Genomic DNA, 18,982 nt, shown 5'->3' with positions numbered 1-18,982 from the left:
TCAGCCGCCAGGCGGGCGGCGGCCCGGTATCAGGCCCTCCTCTGCCAGCCGCGCGTGCAACTCCCGGGGTTCAAACAGCGTGTAGTCCCGCGGCACTTCCTTGACCTCGGCGATCCCCGCGGTCGACAGCGCCGAGCGCAGAAACCCGAGCATCCGCTTTTCCGCGCAGACGATGGTGTGAACCGCCCCCTGCTGGCGGATCAGGTCGGCGATGTCCCCCGCAAACCGCTTGGTGGCCTCGTCATCACTGGCCTCCCGATGCTCGTCATAATCATGACCCCCGATACCCGGCCGTCGGTCCCTGCCGGTGATTTGATCGGTATAAAGATCCTGATGACGCGCGGCCAGCTCGGGAGCGGCCAGGGTGGTCACCTCCACCAGATCCGGGCCGCTCTCGAACTCCGGCTGGGCCGGGTGTTCCAAGTTGTAGAAGCGGGCCCGTGCCCGGTTGGCCACAACGATGCAGTAATCGGCCATTCGTGTTCTCCTTTTTGGTGATCGACAATTTCCTCATGCCCTGAGCAAAGGACAGACGAAATGCAGCGCTTGTTCATTGCGATTGTTTCCCTTCTCCTCCTGCTGATCGTGGCGGTCGCCGGTCTGCTACTGCTGGTTGACCCCAATGACTACCGCGACGAAATCGCCGCCGCGGTGGAGGAGCGGACTGATCGGGATTTCGTCATTGAAGGCGAAATCGGCTGGACACTGTTTCCCCGCCTCGGCATCGATCTTGGCGCCTGGCGGCTTGGCAGCGGCGAGGGTTTTGACGACCAACCGTTTGCCAGCGCCGAGTCGCTGCGGGTCGGCATGGCAGTGCCGCCGCTCCTCCGGGGCCGGGTCGAGCTTGAAACCCTGGAGATCGACCGCCCCGCGCTCAATCTGATTCGCAACGCCGATGGTCGCGCCAACTGGGAAGGTCTGTTCGAGGGGACCAGCGCCGACAATGGGACCAACACCGACGGCAATGGCGAAATGCACGGCAACGGGCCGCTCCCGGGCTGGATTGCCGCCATCAGCCTGGGTGGAATCGAGCTTTCCGACGGCCGCATCCGCCACGAGGACCGCACCACCGACTCCGCCGTGACCGTTGATCCGGTCAATGTCGCGCTGGGCAGCATGGCCTTCGACGAGGCCACCCCCTTTGAGCTGAGCGGCCTGGTCGAGCAGGCGGGCACCCTGACGGACACCCGGGCGATGGGCGATCTGGTGGTGCGACGGGATGGCAGCCTGTCACTGCGCGAGACCACCATCGAGATTGATGATCTGACGCTCACCGAACTGGCGCTGGATGCCCGACCGACCGACACGGGATGGCGCTTGCATCCGCTCAGCGCTCGCTTTTATGGAGGGGACTACGCCGGTGATATGCGGCTGGACACGGCCTCGGACGGCACACCGCTGCACTTTGACGAGGTATTGAGTGGTGTTTCCATCGGCCCCCTGGTGGCCGACCTGGCCGACTTCGATCGGGTCACCGGTGAAGCTTCCATCAATGCCAACGGTCGTCTGCTGCTGGCCGGTGCCGAGCCGGCCATGGCCACGCTGAATGCGGAAGGCGAGTGGCTGGTCCGGGATGGCGCCATCCGCGGGATTAACGTGGCCCGCACCCTCCGCAACGCACTGGCCCGTCTCGAAGGCCGGTCTGTGGAAGAGCCCGACGATATGCCCAGCACCGACTTCACCAGCCTGTCGGGCACATTGGATATCCGCCAGGGGGTGGCCCACAGCGACGACATCGCTCTGGATTCGCCGCTGCTGCGCATTCGCGGCGGCGGCAGCACCGACTTGGTAGAAGAGACATTGGACTTCTCCTTGCGCGTCACCGTGGTCGGAACGCTGGAAGGCCAGGACGGACAACCCATCGAAGCGCTGGAGGGTGCGACCATTCCCCTGCAGATCACCGGCAGCTGGGAAGAGCCACGGATTCGGGTCAACCTCGAGCAGGCACTCCAGGAGGCCGGGGGCGAACAGCTCAGGGAGCGCCTGGAGCGGGAGGTGGATGACCTCCGTGAAAGGCTCGAAGAGCAGGTGGACGATCTTGGAGAAGAGCTGCGCGGTCTGTTCAATTAATGGCAACCGATCAAGACGCTTCGCTGGCCTCTGAGGTCCTGGCCTGGTTCGACGCCCATGGCCGCCATGACCTGCCCTGGCAGCATCCGGCAACCCCGTACCGGGTCTGGATTTCCGAGGTCATGCTCCAGCAGACCCAGGTGGCCACGGTCATCCCCTATTTCCGGCGGTTCATGGAGCGCTTCCCAGATTTGCCCGTGCTGGCCAGTGCGTCGCTGGATGAGGTCATGGCGCTTTGGGCCGGGCTGGGATACTACGCCCGTGCCCGCAACCTGCATCGCTGCGCCCGGGTTCTGGTTGAAGAGCACGACGGCGAGTTTCCCGACGACATCGAGCAGGTGCAGAGGCTGCCCGGCATCGGGCGCTCCACTGCGGGAGCGATCCTGTCCCTCTCCCGTAATGAGCGCCACGCCATTCTTGACGGTAACGTCAAACGCGTTCTGGCCCGCTATCACGCGGTGCCGGGCTGGCCCGGCCGGTCCCGGGTAACCCGGCAACTCTGGGAACTCAGCGAACAACATACCCCCGCCGCCCGGCCCCGGGATTTCAATCAGGCCATGATGGATCTGGGGTCCATGGTGTGTACCCGTCGGCCGGCGTGTCACCTCTGCCCCCTGCAGAGCGGCTGTCAGGCGTATGCCCGGGGCAACCCTATGGCTTATCCGGAGCGCCGGCCACCCCGGGAGCGGCCTCAGCGAGCGGTTCGGATGCTAATAATCCGCAATTCCAACGATGGCATTCTGATGGTGCGGCGCCCCCCGCAGGGTTTGTGGGGTGGCCTGCTGAGCCCTCCGGAATGTCCCCCGGAGGCCGAGCCGATGACCTGGGCCCGGGAAAACCTCGGTATTGAAATTCAAATGCAGGACGCCGCGCCGCCGCTACGGCATGAAATCACTCACTTCTCCCTCCTGATCCACCCGCAGCACGCGCGGCTGATTGCGCCGATCACCCTGCGCGATGAAGACCATGTCTGGTATAAACCCGGCGTGAGTCTTTCGGGTGGTCTGCCCGCCCCGGTTCAGCGACTGCTCGAGCAAAAGGAGCCTGCAATATGAGCGAGGAAACGGTTTTTTGCGTCAAGGCCGGCCGCGAAGGCCCGCGCCTGAAGCGCCAGCCCTACCCGGGCGAGCTTGGCGAGCGCATCGTCGAAAACGTCAGCCAGGAGGGCTGGCAGATGTGGCTGGGTCATCAGACCATGCTGATCAACGAGTACCGGCTCTCGCCCATGGACCCCAAGGCCCGCCAGTTCCTGGAACAGGAGATGGAAAAGTTTTTCTTCGGCGAGGGCTCGGCACCGCCGCCGGATTTCAGGCCCGAAGAATAACTGTTCACTAAGGGATGCTGACAAAGCGGGAATAATGCCTCGCTGCCATCGTCATCAGCGCCGCTCCGCTGCAGCGGAGTTTTAAAGCGATCACCTTGCGATGGGTGGCAATCGTCGCCGCGGAGCGATTCAGGCGCTTGGCGATCGCCTGAGTGGTAAGGCCTTCGCCCAGCAGGCCGAACACCTCTAACTCCCGGGGCGTCAAGCTCTCAACCAGGGCCGCCTCATCTTCCACCCCGGGCAGACGGACCTTGATTAGCTGACGCACCTCCTCATTAACCAGGCGGTACGCTTCAGCCTTGCTCACCACAGCGACTATGTTGTCCTTGAGTTCTTTCGGTGCGACAAAATCATCGGCGTGGGCGGATAGAATGACCGTATCAGTTTCCAAACGTGACCCGGTCAAGTGGCGCAGAACATCAAGGCCAGACCCATCTGGCAGGGCCAGGTCAAGAATCACTAGCTGCGGGCGATGCTCCAGGCAGGCCCGGATGCCCTCTTCTACCGAGTAGGCCCGGGCCAGTAATCTGAGGCCCGCGACATCAATCAACGAGCGTGCCAGCAACTCGGAGAACATACGATCGTCCTCAATGATCACCGCGCCCACGGCTTTCAAATGGTTCGATGTCAACTCAATTCCTCCCGCATTAATAAGTGCATCTCGGTTCCTCGATCGGCCGCTGTGTCGACCACCAGCTCCGCGTCGGTCCGGGTAACGACCCGCTCCACGATGTAAAGGCCATAGCCGCGATTTTCTCCACCCTCCCGGCCCGAAAACCCGGGGGCGAATAACTGCTTGAGAAGCTCATCGCTGATGCCACCCCCCTCATCGGTAATGGCGATGTCCACCACGGGTCCCCGCAAATTCATGCCGATTCTTCTGGACCCAGTCGGAGACTGTGCACGGCGGAAGGCGCCTATACGGATGACTCCGCCGGTTGGCATGGCGTCTCGGGCGTTCAAAGCCAGATTAAAAAGCGCGGAACGCAAAAAACCTTGGTGGCTTCGAACGACCAACCCGGTTTCACTCGCAATTTCCAGGCGGATGTTCTCCGGGAGCATAAATTCGATTGCCGCAGCCACCTCTTTGACCATTTTATCCACACAGACCCGCTCCAGCGGTGAAGGCTGATTACTGGCCATCGCCATCAACCCCGAGGTAGTGGCTTGTGCGTGACCCAGGGCAGAACCCATGAATTTCAACGTCGCCATTTCGATTTTCAGGCCGCGCTTGACCCGACTCCTCAACTCACCATGCGCCAGCTGAAGCGTACCCAGAATGTTATTGGCGTCATGCGCCAGCCCACGGGCGAAATGTTCGATGGCGGTTTCGCGCGCCATCTGCAAGCGCTCAGCCTGGAGACGACGTTCAACCCTGCCTGACGCCTCGACTTGAGCGAGCCGCTGCCGTGCGATCCCAGTCTCCCGATCCGCCCGTTGCTTCCTGAGCAGGAGGAAAGCAGGCGCCTGTGTAAACGGCAGGAAAATAACGATCAGAAAAAACAGGGCGTCAATAACATGTTCGAAAAAATATGGATAAGGCTCGGCGGCCTGTATTTCGAACTCAGCCAGTAGAATAAAGAGAAACCTGAAGCTGAATGCCAGACCCAGAATTGCATGTGTTGCCCACAGAAACCGATGCACCCGGTCGGGGTGGCGGAACGGAAGACCGAGAATTTGAAGTGCGAGTATCTGACTTGTGATCACGGCCGCGGACATGATCAACACTCGAACATCGACGGCTGCGCCGACGATCGGACTTGCGGCCACGTTAAACACGCCGACGCTAATCAACCACCAGACGACCGTGACCGGAGTGAACCGGGATTTTCCCGTGTGGACTGTCAGTGCGTGGAGCAAGCAGCCCAGCCCACTCAGGATGACCGAGTTCCCCAGATGAATGCTCAGCGAATCGGGAATCGTGCTCCGCAGGAGCAACAGCAGTAGGCCGGCACCCCCCAGAAGAAAACCGATAGCCCAGAACCGGTTGGCGGCGTCACTGGCCCCGCCACCGACCAGAGAAATGCCGCCGAACGCCATACTGCCCACGGCGAGCACCAGGACGAGCGTTCCTGTATCAACAAATCCAGTCACCTCTCACCCCTGTTCTGGGGTATCCCGCGACACCCGGATATCAGTCTGAGCGGCAGTAAGATTGCACAACCGGAGGCAACGACACATACCCGAAGTCGGGTACCGCGATAAACTGGCAGCCGCCTTGACCCAACCCCCTCCATCGGGTTGAATACGCCTTCGGCGGCCAGGTAGCTCAGTTGGTAGAGCAGACGACTGAAAATCGTCGTGTCGGGAGTTCGATTCTCTCCCTGGCCACCATCTTTCAAGCACTTACAGTGCTCTCCCCCCACCTAAACCTACAGCACAGTCTTAGCACACCTCGTTCCAGGCAACACGCCGTGTGCTCGATCTCATCAAGTGATGCGCACCTAACCTACCCGCGTGCTGGTACCGGCAATCTGCCGTATCCCCTTGAGGCGGTATGGAAAGTGGCGGGCAGGTGTGGTCTGTTGGCAGCGACAGTCCCCACTGGAGCGCAACTAGTCCGATGACCACCGACAATGAAAGCAATATCCGGCATCGCTGGCTTGCCGATATCCGGGGCGGGCTCGACGCCGAGAATGGCAACGGAATCATCATCCTCGGCCAACAGGGTGTTGCGCATATTCACTGCAACCGCCGGGACATCGATAACTTCCTTGCAGAGCAGAAAAGCAGGATCAAATGGCAAGGGCGCCTGTACCAACTGGCCGTCCTCTGCCTCGTTTGCGTGATCGGTGTCCTCAGCACGGGGGTGTATCAGAAGACCTTCGAGAACATTCTCGCAAGTGAGCAGTACGCCAAACTTAAAGCCGAGCGGGATGCCATTGAGGAAGCGTTTTCTCTCTACACCGAAATGACGCGTGACATCGTGGGAGAACACCATGAAGAACTTTCCGCGCGAGTGGGAGAACTCGGCGCGAACACCCGATCGGTGGTTAATGCGATCGCCAGCAGCCCGGGTACCGGTGGCCTGACCGCTCCCACCAAGGGCTCCGTCCGCCTGCTCAGCGAACATATCGACTCGACGACCGCAAGAAATCTGCACGAGATCGCCCGGGTCCAGGAGTTTTTTGATCACCTTCCGCTGAACGAACCCGTTGAAGCGAGTCGCGTCACCTCCAGCTTCGGGATGAGGGAGCATCCGATTACCGGTCGTGTCCAACCGCACCGGGGCATCGATTTGGTGTCCTGGGAAAATCCAACGGTATTTTCCTCGGGTGCAGGCCGTGTGACCTTTGCCGCCAAAAAAGGCCGGGCCGGCAACATGGTGACCATTGATCATGGATCATCCGTCGAGTCCCGATATTTTCACCTGGATAGCATCGCGGTCGAAGTCGGGGACGTTCTCGGGCCAGGCGATGTCGTTGGCGTCATGGGGGAGACAGGCTTTACCAGCGGCATACATCTGCATTACGAAGTGCGGGTAGCCGGGAAATCGCTTGACCCCGCCAAGGTCTTTGACATGATCGGGTATGCGGAGTAACACACCCCGCCCGCGGTTTTTATCAGCGTTCACCCGTCGGCCCATACAGGCCCACCGACTGCAATAGCCCCATGCCACAAACTCCCCCTCGTCGCTGTGCCTGGTGCGCCGATGTCCCGGAGCTCATCATTTACCACGATAACGAGTGGGGGATGCCCGTGGATGACGACCATCGGCTGTTCGAAAAGCTCTGCCTTGAAGTGTTTCAGTGCGGGCTGAGCTGGCGGACGGTGCTGAACAAGCGGGACAACTTCCGCGACATGTTCCGTGGGTTCGACTACCGTCGGGTCGCCGCCATGACGGCGTCAGACGTCGAGCGGTTGCTTCAGGAGCCCGGCATTATCCGCCATCGTGGCAAGATCGAGGCGGTGATCAACAACGCCGCCCGGGCCCGGGAACTGGTGGGCGAAGCGGGGTCCCTGGCCGAATTCATCTGGCGCTACGAGCCGGCGCCCGACCACTCCCGGCCACCGCAGGCCGTCACCACCTCACCGGAATCCGTGGCCCTCGCCAGGGCGCTGAAATCCCGCGGCTGGCGATTTGTCGGTCCCACCACGATTTATGCGTTCATGCAGTCAATGGGCCTGATCAATGATCACGAAATGGACTGTCTGCGGCGTGGCCCGGTGGAGCAGGCTCGTCGCCGCAGACATTCCGCCAGAGGCTAGTTCAGAACGCGCACTCCGATGCCGTGGAAGTCGCTGTCCGGGTTATCGCCGTCGGGCTGGATCACGTCCACCAGCGACCGGTCTGCGACGTTGAGAACACTAAATCCCGGTGTTTCACCAAAGGCGACATGCGCCGCCGACTTGGGGTTCGGCCCCCGCAGCGAGACATAGAAGTGCTCACCGTTTGGAGATGCCACCATCAGATCCGGTGTGCCCCCGACTTCATGAAATGAATCCACGACCTCAAAGGTGTCCGCATCCAGAATAACGCCGTCGTCGGAAACCCGATTCACGATCCAGAATTCGCTGCCATCCTGAGTCAACCAGACGCCATGGGCATCCTGACCCCGGGTGTCACCCTGGGCAACCACCTCGAAGGTGCGGGTGTCGATGACGTAATACTCGCCAACCTCGCCTGACCCTGCGGTGAGGATCATGCGACTGCGGTCCTCATTGGTGACCGTACCGCAGTTGACCGGCAGCTCTTGCACGCCGGCCACATGGTCCAGCGACCAGGTGTCGGTGTTAAGCACCACCAGCCCGCCATTGGCCAGCCCCGGCCCCAGGGTGATGAACGCATGGGTGCCGTCGGGACCGTACTCGTGGCAGATCGGTCCGGAGTCAGTGAACCGGTCCGCATTGGCCGCGAACAGCGGATCCTCAGCAATCACCAGCGACCGGCCGACAGAGAATGTCTCGGTGTCCAGATCCGCCTCGATTTCCACAACGGCACCGTTCCATGGCTCATCGGCTGAGCCAATCACGTCCACAACAATGGCGCTGTCGTCCGGAGTAAAAGAGGCCATGTGCGTCCGGGGACCGGTGGGAATGGTTTCAACCACCTCCCGATCCTCGGTGCGAATAACCGTGACATCCCCGGAACCGGTGCTGGCGATCACCGCATAGCGATAGTCACTGCTGAAGGAAATCATATGAGCCGTGCGCACCCCGAGTGCATGCAGATCAATCTGGTCTGCCAACTGGTGCTGATCATCGTAGATGTAGACGACGTTGGTGCCCTGATCCACCGCCCAGATTTCGTGGCCGGCGTCTCGCGCCGCGACGTCTTCCGCAGCGCAGCCGGTGATCAGCCATGCCAGCGCCAACAGCGGTGTCAGCGCCAGAAGACCGCGCCGAATGCCATGGTTTCTTTGCTTCCAACCGATCATTGTTGTCTCCCTGGAATATATAAATAACTTTAGCGAATATATTCATCTGAGTAAATAATTTAGTTGAATAACGCACCCAGCGCAATCCCCTCGAATTGGCCCTTGTGAGCGGCCTCAATACGGGCGAAAGTTTGCGGGGTACGGAATTCAACGGCTTCTTAATGGAGGACTAAGGCATTGGCGGAATTTGACTGGTTGAGCGCACTGCTGGGCGGCAGCCTGATCGGCCTGGCGGCCACGCTGCTACTGGCAGGCAGCGGCCGCATTGCCGGGATCAGCGGCATCGTTGGCGAGATCATCGCCAAACCCGGCGGCGCCGGTGTCTGGCGCTATCTGTTCGTGGCGGGACTCCTCGGCGGTGCCCTTCTGCATCAGTCCTGGACATCGACACCGGTGGTGCCTCGAACGGATTTCCCAATCCTGGCACTGCTGGCCGGTGGCGCCCTGGTCGGCATCGGAACCCGTCTTGGCGGCGGATGCACCAGCGGCCACGGCGTCTGTGGCCTCGCCCGCCAGTCTGCCCGGTCTCTGGTGGCCACGCTGATCTTTCTGGGAACGGCCATGGGCACGGTCTGGTTCATCCGGCATGGCGGCGGGGGGATTTTCTGATGCACTGGCTTATCGCGATAGCCGCTGGCGTGTTGTTCGGATTCGGTCTGGACCTCTCCCGAATGACTGATCCCGACCGGGTGCTGGGTTTTCTGGACATCATGGGCACCTGGGATCCGACCCTGATGTTTGTCCTGGCCGGGGCGCTGGTCACATCAACTGTTGGATTCCGGCTGCTGGCGGGCGGCAAACGCCCCTGGTTCGGGGAACGATTCCAGCTGCCGACCAAAAAGGACATCGATCTGCCGCTGGTGGTGGGTTCGGCGTTATTCGGTATCGGCTGGGGCGTGGTTGGCTACTGCCCCGGCCCCGGCATCGCCGCACTGACCCATGGGGCCGCGGATCCCGCCTGGTTTGTGGCTGGTATGGCCGGGGGTATGCTGATCTACAGCCTGGCCCGGCGCTAAGCGGTCGCTGACTGAACCGGGGCAAAAAACGTTGTCCCGAATACGCCGTTGTTTGTTATGGTGCGCCGCTTTTGCGCGGAGAGCGGACCATTGAACACAAAAACCGTCGGCCAAACCCCGACAGCGAGACCCGGCGCTTACCTCGCGGCACTGGGAGACCCTTGGGTACTGGGTCTCAGCGCGGGCTTCATCCTGCTGTTCGTTGGCTTGTCACTGGCGGATATCGACCTGGTGTCGGGATGGGTCGCAGAAGCCTTCGCCTGGACGGCCCAATATCTCGGTTCCTACTTCCAGCTGCTTTTGCTGCTGACCTTTGTGATCGCCATCGCGGTCGCCGTTTCACCAGCGGGCAGTGCGGTCATGGGCGACCTGGATGAACCGGAAGTCAGCACCTTCCGCTGGATCGCAATGATCATGTGCACGCTGCTCGCCGGTGGCGGCGTATTCTTTGCGGCCGGCGAACCGGTCTATCACTTCATTGCCCACACGCCGCCAGCGTTTGAGGCGGAGGTCGGGACGCCATCGGCTATTCAGGGTGCGCTGGCACAGTCATTCATGCACTGGGGATTCCTGGCCTGGGCGGTGCTTGGTGGCCTGACCAGTCTGGTGCTGATGCACGCGCATTACGTGAATGGCTTGCCACTGCAGCCTCGCACACTGCTGTATCCGGTGTTTGGTCAGCGGGTCATGCACGGGGCCGTGGGCGGCGCCATCGACGCGGTCTGCGTGATCGCCGTGGTGGCCGGTACCGTCGGGCCCATCGGCTTCCTGGCCACCCAGGTGGCTTATGGTGGCAACATTCTTTTTGGCCTGCCGGACGGGTTCGGCGCCCAGCTTGGCATTCTGGCCATTCTCGGCGGCATTTACGTCACCTCCGCCATCACCGGAATTCATCGCGGCATCCAGCTGCTCAGTCGATTCAATGTGTATCTGGCCGCCGCCATTGGAGCGGTCATTCTGGTCTTTGGCCCCACCCTGTTTCTGATCAACGCCTACACCCAGGGCCTCGGCGCCTATATCGCCAACTTCCTCCCCATGGCCACCATGACCACACAGACAGCACCCGACTGGTGGATGCAGTGGTGGACGGTGTTTTTCTTCGCCTGGTTCATCGGCTATGGCCCCTTGATGGCCATGTTCGTGGCCCGGATTTCCCGGGGTCGGACCATTCGCCAGATGATCCTGGCCGTGTGTGTGGCCGCCCCCGTCGCGACCACCATCTGGTTCACGCTGCTCGGTGGCTCGGGCATTTACTATCAGCTTGGCGGCGATATCGATCTTGCCGATGCACTGGCCAACTTCCGGTTCGATGTCGCGACCCTCACGATTGCTCAGGCACTGCCACTGGGGACGCTGATGGCGGTGGCCATTCTGGTGCTCACCACCATCTTCGTCGCTACCACTGGTGACTCCATGAGCTACACCATCTCCATGGTGGCCACCGGTCACGACCAGCCCAACACCGGCGTCAGAGCTTTCTGGGGGATCGCACTGGCGGTGATGGCGGCGATTCTTCTGTATATGGGCGCAGGACAGATCTCGGTGCTGCAGCAGTTCATCGTTGTAACGGCGATCCCGGTCTCCCTGATTCTCTTGCCGTCGCTCTGGACCGGGCCGAAGGCCGCCTACGCCATGGCCCGCCGCCAGGGTTTCGTCCGTTAACCGCTGACACCCGAGGCACACGGACGTATGTTATATAATTACGTCTTTGACAGCGGAGTTCGTCATGCCTTCACGCACCCCCTTGCCGGTGGCGGTTCTCTCCGGGTTTCTCGGCGCCGGCAAAACCAGCGTCCTGAACCACATCCTCCATAACCGCGATGGCCGCCGGGTGGCGGTCATCGTCAACGATATGGCCGAGCTCAACATCGACGCCTCGTTGATCGAGCGATCCGGCTCACTCTCGAAGACCGATGAACAGCTGGTGGAGATGAGCAACGGCTGCATTTGCTGCACGCTTCGGGATGACCTCCTCAGGGAAGTTCGCGCTCTAGCTGAAGCCGGACGCTTCGACTACCTGCTGGTGGAGTCCACGGGCATCTCCGAGCCGCTGCCGGTGGCGGCCACGTTTGCATTCGAGGACGAGCAGGGCCGCAGCCTGAGCGAGGTGGCGCGGCTGGACTGCATGATCACCGTGGTGGATGCCACGGATCTGCTGAATCAATTTTCCAGTCACGAAGTGCTTGAGGATGAGCGGCCCCTGGTTCAGCTGCTCACCGAGCAGATCGAATTTGCGGACGTCATCCTGCTCAACAAAATGGATATCGCCAGTGCCGAGGCGGTGGATGCGGCCCGCAAAATCATCCACAGCCTTAACGCCGGTGCCCGAGTGATTGAAACGGTTCACGGACAGGCCGATATCGGTCATTTGCTGGATACGCAAAATTTCGACTTCGAGAAGGCTCATGCACACCCGCTTTGGGCCCGGGAACTGGCAGAGTTTGACGCCCCGGTGTCCGAAGCCGACGAGTACGGCGTCGAGTCCCACGTGTTTCGGGCCCGAGCGCCCTTTCGGGCCAGTGCGCTCAAACAGATTCTGGAAGGCCCCTTGCCAGGGGTGATTCGTGCCAAGGGACACTTCTGGGTGGAGGACGAGCCGGAGTGGATCTTCGAGTTCTCCCTGGCCGGAGCCGTGTCCTCCATCAAACCCGTCGCCTCCTGGTGGGCCAGTCTGCCGGCGCAAGACCTCCCCCAGGACGACCCGGAAGTCCGGGATTACCTGGCATCCCTGTGGGAAGAGCCCTGGGGTGATCGCCATCAGGCACTGGTTTTCATCGGCACGGGCATTGACTGGCCGGCGCTACAGCGCCGACTCATGCACGCTCAGCAACAAGTACCGGTCAGTGCTTGATGGCTTCTCCTGCAGCGCCGATCAAGTTGCTTCGAACGCGGGCCAGAGCCTGATCGGCCCGCTTGTCCGGCAATAGCTTGATCCGCCGCCGGTCATTCTCCACGGGGACTTTCAGGACCCATCCCTGGGCGACCAGTCGGGAGAGGTTGTAGCGAATGCCGGTGACCGAATAGGGCAGTGTCACCAGCAATTGTTTGACACTCAGTGGCTCACCGGCGTCCCGGGCCAGACTGATGGCGGTGAGAATATCCAGCGGAATCAATGACGGACCACAGGGGAGTGCCGGCTCCAGCGCCTGCCTGACCTGGCGGGTCAGCTCTGCTGCCGAAACGGCATCCTGCCGATCCATTCACGGGCTCCGAAATTGATTGCAAGACCGCTTGGAAGCTAGTCAGGCCACGGGTCCACTGCAACGAAATTCGGGTACTAAATTAGTATCTTAAGGGTCGGGCTGGCGTGAACGACTCGACAGATAGCCGGGCCACTGGTCAGGTCTCGAAAACCGGTTGATCAGTGATCCTGCGACCTTGCGCCATCGGGCACATCGGCCTCATTATCGGGGCAGTACCTAGAGGAAAAGAATCATGCGACCAACCGTCAATCTCAAACTGCTGACCGGTCTGCTGATGGCCATCGTGCTGGCGATGGGCTGTGCCTCGGTATCTGGCACCGGGGAATACAATCGCAGCTATGACTTTGCCGGCATCGAGCGTACGGCGGTGGTCTCGGTCGACGGCATTGGTGGCCAGGCAAACCGTGATCAGGTGGCGGCCATGTTCAACCAGGCGCTTCTCGGCCTGGGTTACAGCCCCGTCGAGCGCAGCCGAATCAACACCGTGATCGAAGAACAGGATTTCTCGCGCTCGCAGATCACCACCGCCGAGGGCGCAGCCCGGGCCGGCCGCATTCTCAACGTCGATACCGTGGTGCTGGTTAACGTCCCCGAGTTCGGCGATAACATGAGCATGACGGCGCAGATGATTGACGTGGAGGACGGCACCATCGTCTGGTCCGCCTCGGGCAGCGCGCGCACCGGTGCCGACATGACCCGCCGATCCGGCCAGCTCCTGGGGGCCGTTGGCGGCGCCATCATCGGATCGGAGGTCGGTGGCGACAGCACGGGCGCCGTCGCCGGCGGTGTGGGCGGCGCCATTGGCGGAGGAATCGCCGGCGACGCCCTGTCCCGCCAGCGGCAGGAGCAGTCGGCGGTGCTGGTGGATCAGCTGACCCGGAGTCTCCCCGCGCGATAGTCCTCATCTATCGATCTGCCGGGTGCCGTGCATTTCATTAAATTGCCGGCTCGCCTTACCATAGGGCGTGCTGGTTGAGTGCGGCCCAAGTCGACTCGACCTCTCCGTTCGACCTAAAGCAGGATTGCGCCCCATGCCGATGTTCAGTTCCAAACCCAACGCCCGTCACGACGACGTACCCCGACTGGGCGTCCTGGTCACGAATCTGGGCACACCGGATGCTCCCACGACGCCGGCGCTGCGCCGGTATTTGGCGGAGTTTCTGGGTGACCCCCGGGTGGTCGAGATCAACCGGCCGCTGTGGTGGCTCCTGCTCCACGGGGTCATCCTGCGAACCCGACCCAAAAAGTCGGCGGCGGCTTACCGCGAAGTCTGGGAAGAAGGGGGCTCACCGCTGCTTACCATCGGCAAGAAGCAGACCGAGGGCATCAGGCAGCGTCTGCAGGACCGACTGCACGGTCCGGTCAGCGTCGAGCTCGCCATGCGGTATGGCAACCCCTCGATTCGCGACGGCCTGCGCAAGCTGCGGGAGGAAGGTGCAGAGCGAATTCTCGTGCTGCCGCTTTATCCGCATTATTCGGCAACCACGGTGGGCTCCACCTACGATGCGGTCTTTGACGAGCTCAAGAAGTGGCGCGTAATACCCGAGCTGCGACTGATCGGGCAGTACCATGACGACCCCGACTATATCGAGGCGCTGGCGAACACCATTCGCGAGCACTGGGCGGAGCACGGCAAGGCCGAAAAGATGCTGTTTTCTTTCCATGGCATGCCGCGGCGTTACCTGCTGAACGGCGACTTCTACCACTGTCAGTGCCAGAAAACGGCGCGACTGGTGGCCGAGCGCCTGGAGATAGCCGACGACGAGTGGCAGGTCACCTTTCAGTCACTGTTTGGCCGCGAGGTGTGGCTCCAGCCCTACACCGATGAAACCGTGGAGGCGCTGGCCAAATCCGGCATGAAAAAGCTGGACGTGATCTGCCCCGGGTTCTCTGCCGACTGTCTGGAAACACTCGAAGAGATCGAGGGCGAGAACGCCGAGATCTTCGAGGAGCACGGCGGCGGCGAACTGCGCTACATCCGGGCGCTGAACGACCGCGGCGATCATCTGGATATGCTGACCCAGCTGGCCATGGATCATCTGCAGGGATGGCCCGAGGCAAGCCCGGAGGTCAAACGAAATCGCCGCGACCCCCAGGCCACCCGGGAGCGGGCCAAGGCCATGGACTGCGACTACTGAGGTTGTCGCTCCGCTGGTCTCAGAAGGTGAACAGGCGCACACCCGGGTCCGCCACCAGCGCGCCAATGGCCGGCGGCTGTGCAATGCCGACCCCATCAATCAGGTCAGCGTCGGTGTACTCCCGATTGGGAAGGTAAATGGCACAGACCTCCACGGTGACGCCATTGCCAATCAGGCGCTGGACCATCTGCGCCGGGCTGGCGTCGGGCCCCTCGAAAACCGGTGAATCCCCGGCCAGCTCGCCCACGGCCAGATCCCCGGCCTCATCGCACAGCAAAATCTGGGCATCCACCTGATTGTCCATGGCCTGCATGGTCAGGATGAGCGCCATGGCCTGGGTTTCATCGTGGCCACTGGTCAGGATCGTCAGCATGTCCGGGTCGTTCTGGCTCATTGCCGGACTGGCAAAACCAACCATCAGCAACAACGAGGTCAAGGCGGCGGCGAGGCGAGTGGAACGCTTCATGGTTGAACTCCTGTGGGGCAAAAACTGGTGTCTTATCCGGGACTGACAGACTGAAAACCTTCCAGATTTGTTCACTCATGTGCGACAATTCCTACCCGGAAGACGGTAATTAGCAGGCACCCTCCCCTGCCGCCCCGTCAGTGACGATGTCACGGAGAGCCGTTGGTTATGGGCAAACTTGATCTGGATCAAGATGCCATTCCCCATCATCCGGCCATGATCGGGCTGAGTGAGGCGGGACGAGCGGCGGTTTGCCAGGGAGCTCAGGCCATATCGCTGCCATCGGGGACTCGCGTGTTCGGGCCCGGTGACCGGTGCAACGGACTGCCTCTGGTGATCAAAGGCGGTGTTCGCGTTCAGATGATGGGCGCCTCGGGGAACGAAATCGTTCTCTATCGGATCCAAGATGGCGAGATGTGCCCGCTGTCGCTGGCTTGCCTGCTCACCGCAGGGAGCCATCAGTCCGAGGCCATCGCCGAGGAGGAGACGCAGGTTTTGGTTCTGCCAACCGGTCTGACCGAAAAACTGATGAACGAAGAGCCCGCGTTCCGTCAGGGCGTGCTCGAAAGTTACGGTCAGCGCCTTCAGTCGCTGATGCTGACCATTGAAGAAGTGGCCTTCCAGCGAATGGACCACCGACTGGCGGAGCGGCTCTTGCAGCGCCAGTGCGATAATTGCCTGGCGGTCACCCATCAGGATCTGGCGGTTGAGCTCGGCACCGCCCGCGAGGTCATCAGCCGCCTCCTGAAAGAATTTGAGCGCCGCGGCTTTGTTCAACTGGAGCGCGGTCTCATTCGCATTATCGACAAGGGCGCTTTGCGAGGCCTGGCCGATGCCGGCGGCCCTTGCCGAAGCGCCTGACGGGTCGCTGCGGGACCCGCAACCCGCACGCCGGAACAGCCTCCCCGAAGGAGGCGCAACGGGTGGCCCTGCCACCCCGCAAACGTCAGCGATGTGAGAGGCTGTCAGCATGGAACTCGATCCGATTCTCCTTTCGCGGATACAGTTCGCATTCGTGGTGTCATTCCACGCGATCTTCCCGGTGTTCACCATCGGGCTTGCGTCCTATATCGCGGTCCTCGAAGGACTGCACTTCAAGACCGGCAATCCGGCGTGGGCCAAACTGTCCCGCTTCTGGATCAAGGTCTTCGCCGTGACCTTCGGCATGGGTGTGGTATCCGGCATCGTGATGTCGTTCCAGTTCGGCACGAACTGGAGCAACTTCTCGCAGATGTCGGCCAACTTCCTCGGGCCCATTCTGAGCTACGAGGTGGTGACCGCCTTCTTCCTCGAGGCGGTCTTCCTCGGCGTGCTGCTGTTCGGTCGAGACAAGGTGCCGCGGGGAACCCATCTGTTTGCGGCCATCATGGTGGCGCTGGGTACGTTCATCTCCTCGTTCTGGATCCTGGTGGCCAACAGCTGGATGCACACGCCGGCGGGGGTTGAGTTCCAGGACGGTGTCCTGCACGTCCGCAGCTGGATGGAGGCGATCTTCAACCCGTCGTTCCCGTATCGCTTCGCTCACATGGCGGTGGCCAGCTTCCTGACCGGCTCCTTCGTGGTGGCCGGTGTCAGTGCCTGGTACCTGCTCAAGGGCCACATGGTCGAGGTCAACCGCAAGGCGCTGTCCATGTGCATGTGGATGATCTTGGTGCTGGCGCCGGCTCAGGCCGTCATTGGTGACTTCCACGGCCTCAACACGCTGGAGTATCAGCCCACCAAGGTGGCGGCCATGGAAGGCAACTGGGAACGCCAGGGCAATGTGCCGCTGCTGCTGTTCGCTCTGCCTGACCAGGCCGCGCAGGAAAACCGCTTCGAGGTGGGTATTCCCAACCTGGCCAGCTGGATCCTGACCCATTCAGCGGATGGCGTGGTGCCCGGTATTGCCGAGGTGCCGGTGGAAGAGCAGCCACCGGTCGGCACCGTGTTCTGGTCCTTCCGCCTGATGGTCGGCATCGGTCTGTTGATGATTGCCGTCGGACTCTGGGGCCTGTATCTACGGGTCAAGGGCCGGCTGTATGAGCCGGGCCGGTTCCATCGGTTCATGCCCTACATGATCGCGTCGCCCTTTGTCGCGGTGCTGGCCGGCTGGTTCACCACCGAGGTGGGTCGGGCCCCGTGGCTGATTCAGGGCATGGTCAGCTTCTCCGAAGGTGTTACACCGGCACTCACCGGCTGGATGGCCCTGGCGAGCCTGATCGGCTACGTCGCCGTCTACGCCGTGGTGTATACCGCCGGGGGGTATTACATCTGGCGGCTGATGCAGAAGGGCATTACCGACGAAGAGCCGGGTGAGCAGGATGAAACCGCTCATCCCAAGCGGCCGCTGTCCGGCGGTGGACCGATTGGTGAAACCAGCCCGGCAGCGCCGGTCAAGGGAGACTGGACATGATTGACTTTGTCATGATCTGGGCGGTCATTATCGCCTTCGGCGTGATGATGTACGTGCTCATGGACGGCTTCGACCTGGGGATAGGGATTCTCTACCCCTTTGCGCCCAATGAAGACTCCCGGGACGTCATGATGAATTCCGTGGCGCCGGTGTGGGACGGCAACGAGACCTGGCTGGTACTGGGGGGCGCCGGGCTGCTCGGCGCATTCCCGCTGGTCTACTCGGTGCTGTTGCCGGCGCTCTACCTGGGGGTGTTCGTGCTCCTGGCGGGGCTCATCTTTCGGGGCGTGGCCTTCGAATTCCGGTTCAAGGCCGGCCCCGAGAACAAGGGGTACTGGAGTGCTTCGTTCGCCATTGGCTCCACCGTCGCCGCGCTGGCTCAGGGCATTGTAGTGGGCGCCTATATTCAGGGCTTCGAGACCGAGAACTTCGTCTTCACCGGCGGCGCCTTTGACTGGCTGACACCGTTCACGCTGTTCACCGGCCTTGGCCTGGTGCTTGGTTATGCGTTGCTGGGCAGCACCTGGACCATCATGAAGACCGAGGGCGAGACCCAGGAATGGGCCTATCGGATTACGCCAATGCTGCTGGCCGGCGTGCTCGGCGTGTTCCTGGTGATCAGCTTCTGGACGCCGATGGTTGACTCCTTCGTGCGGGATCGGTGGTTTGGCAACATCGCCTTCATCTGGCTGCTGCCGGCGGGCGCGCTGGGCTGCGCGGCCCTGATCTACCGCGCGGTGAGGCGCCGTGACGAGGGCATTCCGTTTGTGGCGACGCTTGGGCTTTTCCTGTTCACTTACCTGGGCCTGCTGGCCAGTAAGTGGCCCTATGTGGTGCCGCCGGAGTACACCCTCTACGACGCGGCATCCGCCCGCGAGTCCCAGATGTTCCTGCTCATCGGGGTGCTCTTCGTGATCCCCTTCGTGCTTGCTTACACCGCCTGGACCTACTGGGTCTTCCGCGGCAAGGTGAAAGTCGGCGAGGGATATCACTAA

The 18,982-nt window shown here is 61.7% G+C and carries 20 protein-coding genes and 1 tRNA gene; 15 read left to right on the top strand and 6 right to left on the bottom strand.

Annotation, left to right across the window (positions count from 1 at the left end):
- On the bottom strand, nucleotides 1–477 hold the full coding sequence (locus tag GJ672_RS00955) for a host attachment protein (RefSeq protein ID WP_154295456.1): 477 nt from the start codon (nucleotides 475–477) through the stop codon (nucleotides 1–3).
- A gap of 60 nt (nucleotides 478–537) precedes the next feature.
- On the opposite strand from GJ672_RS00955, the gene GJ672_RS00950 reads away from it, so the two are divergent.
- Genes GJ672_RS00950 through GJ672_RS00940 form a run of 3 tightly spaced genes read left to right on the top strand, consistent with a single transcriptional unit; the run spans nucleotide 538 to nucleotide 3,394 of the window.
- Entirely contained in the window at nucleotides 538–2,070 is a 1,533-nt protein-coding gene (locus tag GJ672_RS00950) for an AsmA family protein (protein ID WP_154295455.1), read from the top strand.
- Nucleotides 2,070–3,125, top strand: coding sequence for an A/G-specific adenine glycosylase (mutY, locus tag GJ672_RS00945; protein ID WP_154295454.1), 1,056 nt, complete (start codon nucleotides 2,070–2,072; stop codon nucleotides 3,123–3,125). Before GJ672_RS00950 ends, mutY begins: the two co-directional genes overlap by 1 nt.
- Nucleotides 3,122–3,394, top strand: a complete 273-nt coding sequence (locus GJ672_RS00940) for an oxidative damage protection protein (protein WP_154295453.1) — start codon at nucleotides 3,122–3,124, stop codon at nucleotides 3,392–3,394. Before mutY ends, GJ672_RS00940 begins: the two co-directional genes overlap by 4 nt.
- Before the next feature lie 7 nt (nucleotides 3,395–3,401).
- On the opposite strand, the gene GJ672_RS00935 is transcribed toward GJ672_RS00940, so the two are convergent.
- Complete coding sequence (locus GJ672_RS00935) at nucleotides 3,402–4,025, bottom strand: response regulator transcription factor (RefSeq protein ID WP_154295452.1); 624 nt, start codon at nucleotides 4,023–4,025, stop codon at nucleotides 3,402–3,404.
- The gene (locus GJ672_RS00930) at nucleotides 4,022–5,488 is read right to left on the bottom strand and encodes an ATP-binding protein (RefSeq protein WP_154295451.1); all 1,467 of its coding nucleotides are present in this window, start codon (nucleotides 5,486–5,488) and stop codon (nucleotides 4,022–4,024) included. Before GJ672_RS00930 ends, GJ672_RS00935 begins: the two co-directional genes overlap by 4 nt.
- 164 nt (nucleotides 5,489–5,652) lie before the next feature.
- On the opposite strand from GJ672_RS00930, the gene GJ672_RS00925 reads away from it, so the two are divergent.
- From GJ672_RS00925 to GJ672_RS00915, 3 genes are all read left to right on the top strand, one after another.
- Nucleotides 5,653–5,728, top strand: a tRNA-Phe gene (locus tag GJ672_RS00925).
- A gap of 229 nt (nucleotides 5,729–5,957) precedes the next feature.
- The gene (locus GJ672_RS00920) at nucleotides 5,958–6,935 is read left to right on the top strand and encodes a M23 family metallopeptidase (protein WP_195759521.1); all 978 of its coding nucleotides are present in this window, start codon (nucleotides 5,958–5,960) and stop codon (nucleotides 6,933–6,935) included.
- Nucleotides 6,936–7,006: 71 nt separating this feature from the next.
- On the top strand, nucleotides 7,007–7,603 hold the full coding sequence (locus tag GJ672_RS00915) for a DNA-3-methyladenine glycosylase I (protein ID WP_154295449.1): 597 nt from the start codon (nucleotides 7,007–7,009) through the stop codon (nucleotides 7,601–7,603).
- Here GJ672_RS00915 and GJ672_RS00910 read toward each other — a convergent pair.
- The gene (locus tag GJ672_RS00910) at nucleotides 7,600–8,772 is read right to left on the bottom strand and encodes a YncE family protein (RefSeq protein ID WP_154295448.1); all 1,173 of its coding nucleotides are present in this window, start codon (nucleotides 8,770–8,772) and stop codon (nucleotides 7,600–7,602) included. The two genes, GJ672_RS00915 and GJ672_RS00910, sit on opposite strands and share 4 nt — an antisense overlap.
- 177 nt (nucleotides 8,773–8,949) lie before the next feature.
- On the opposite strand from GJ672_RS00910, the gene GJ672_RS00905 reads away from it, so the two are divergent.
- The 4 genes from GJ672_RS00905 (at nucleotide 8,950) to GJ672_RS00890 (ending at nucleotide 12,639) form a co-directional block, all read left to right on the top strand.
- A complete protein-coding gene (locus GJ672_RS00905; protein WP_154295447.1) occupies nucleotides 8,950–9,381 on the top strand; it encodes a YeeE/YedE family protein in 432 nt (143 codons plus the stop codon).
- Complete coding sequence (locus GJ672_RS00900) at nucleotides 9,381–9,788, top strand: DUF6691 family protein (protein WP_154295446.1); 408 nt, start codon at nucleotides 9,381–9,383, stop codon at nucleotides 9,786–9,788. The genes GJ672_RS00905 and GJ672_RS00900 overlap by 1 nt, the downstream gene beginning before the upstream one ends.
- Before the next feature lie 90 nt (nucleotides 9,789–9,878).
- Nucleotides 9,879–11,450 (top strand): BCCT family transporter, encoded by a 1,572-nt coding sequence (locus GJ672_RS00895; RefSeq protein WP_229381901.1) that lies wholly within the window; start codon nucleotides 9,879–9,881, stop codon nucleotides 11,448–11,450.
- Nucleotides 11,451–11,514: 64 nt separating this feature from the next.
- Entirely contained in the window at nucleotides 11,515–12,639 is a 1,125-nt protein-coding gene (locus tag GJ672_RS00890; protein ID WP_154295444.1) for a GTP-binding protein, read from the top strand.
- Here GJ672_RS00890 and GJ672_RS00885 read toward each other — a convergent pair.
- Nucleotides 12,629–12,988, bottom strand: coding sequence for a helix-turn-helix domain-containing protein (locus GJ672_RS00885; protein WP_154295443.1), 360 nt, complete (start codon nucleotides 12,986–12,988; stop codon nucleotides 12,629–12,631). The two genes, GJ672_RS00890 and GJ672_RS00885, sit on opposite strands and share 11 nt — an antisense overlap.
- A gap of 235 nt (nucleotides 12,989–13,223) precedes the next feature.
- On the opposite strand from GJ672_RS00885, the gene GJ672_RS00880 reads away from it, so the two are divergent.
- Both GJ672_RS00880 and hemH read left to right on the top strand, forming a co-directional pair.
- Nucleotides 13,224–13,889, top strand: a complete 666-nt coding sequence (locus tag GJ672_RS00880) for a glycine zipper domain-containing protein (protein WP_154295442.1) — start codon at nucleotides 13,224–13,226, stop codon at nucleotides 13,887–13,889.
- Nucleotides 13,890–14,022: 133 nt separating this feature from the next.
- Nucleotides 14,023–15,129 (top strand): ferrochelatase, encoded by a 1,107-nt coding sequence (gene hemH, locus GJ672_RS00875; protein ID WP_154295441.1) that lies wholly within the window; start codon nucleotides 14,023–14,025, stop codon nucleotides 15,127–15,129.
- Between the two features lie 19 nt (nucleotides 15,130–15,148).
- Here the strand turns inward: hemH and GJ672_RS00870 are convergent, their stop codons facing one another.
- The gene (locus GJ672_RS00870; RefSeq protein WP_154295440.1) at nucleotides 15,149–15,595 is read right to left on the bottom strand and encodes a DsrE family protein; all 447 of its coding nucleotides are present in this window, start codon (nucleotides 15,593–15,595) and stop codon (nucleotides 15,149–15,151) included.
- 168 nt (nucleotides 15,596–15,763) lie between these two features.
- Between GJ672_RS00870 and GJ672_RS00865 the strand changes: the two genes are divergently transcribed.
- The 3 genes from GJ672_RS00865 to cydB all read left to right on the top strand — a co-directional run bounded on the left by GJ672_RS00865 (nucleotide 15,764) and on the right by cydB (nucleotide 18,982).
- Nucleotides 15,764–16,456, top strand: a complete 693-nt coding sequence (locus GJ672_RS00865) for a Crp/Fnr family transcriptional regulator (RefSeq protein WP_195759520.1) — start codon at nucleotides 15,764–15,766, stop codon at nucleotides 16,454–16,456.
- Between the two features lie 109 nt (nucleotides 16,457–16,565).
- Nucleotides 16,566–17,987 (top strand): cytochrome ubiquinol oxidase subunit I, encoded by a 1,422-nt coding sequence (locus GJ672_RS00860; RefSeq protein ID WP_154295439.1) that lies wholly within the window; start codon nucleotides 16,566–16,568, stop codon nucleotides 17,985–17,987.
- On the top strand, nucleotides 17,984–18,982 hold the full coding sequence (gene cydB / locus GJ672_RS00855; protein WP_154295438.1) for a cytochrome d ubiquinol oxidase subunit II: 999 nt from the start codon (nucleotides 17,984–17,986) through the stop codon (nucleotides 18,980–18,982). Before GJ672_RS00860 ends, cydB begins: the two co-directional genes overlap by 4 nt.

It is taken from the genome of Spiribacter sp. 2438 (assembly GCF_009676705.1).
In the GTDB taxonomy this organism is placed as follows: domain Bacteria; phylum Pseudomonadota; class Gammaproteobacteria; order Nitrococcales; family Nitrococcaceae; genus Spiribacter.
Note: the sequence above shows the minus strand (reverse complement) of the source record. Positions and strands in the feature narration are given on the sequence as shown.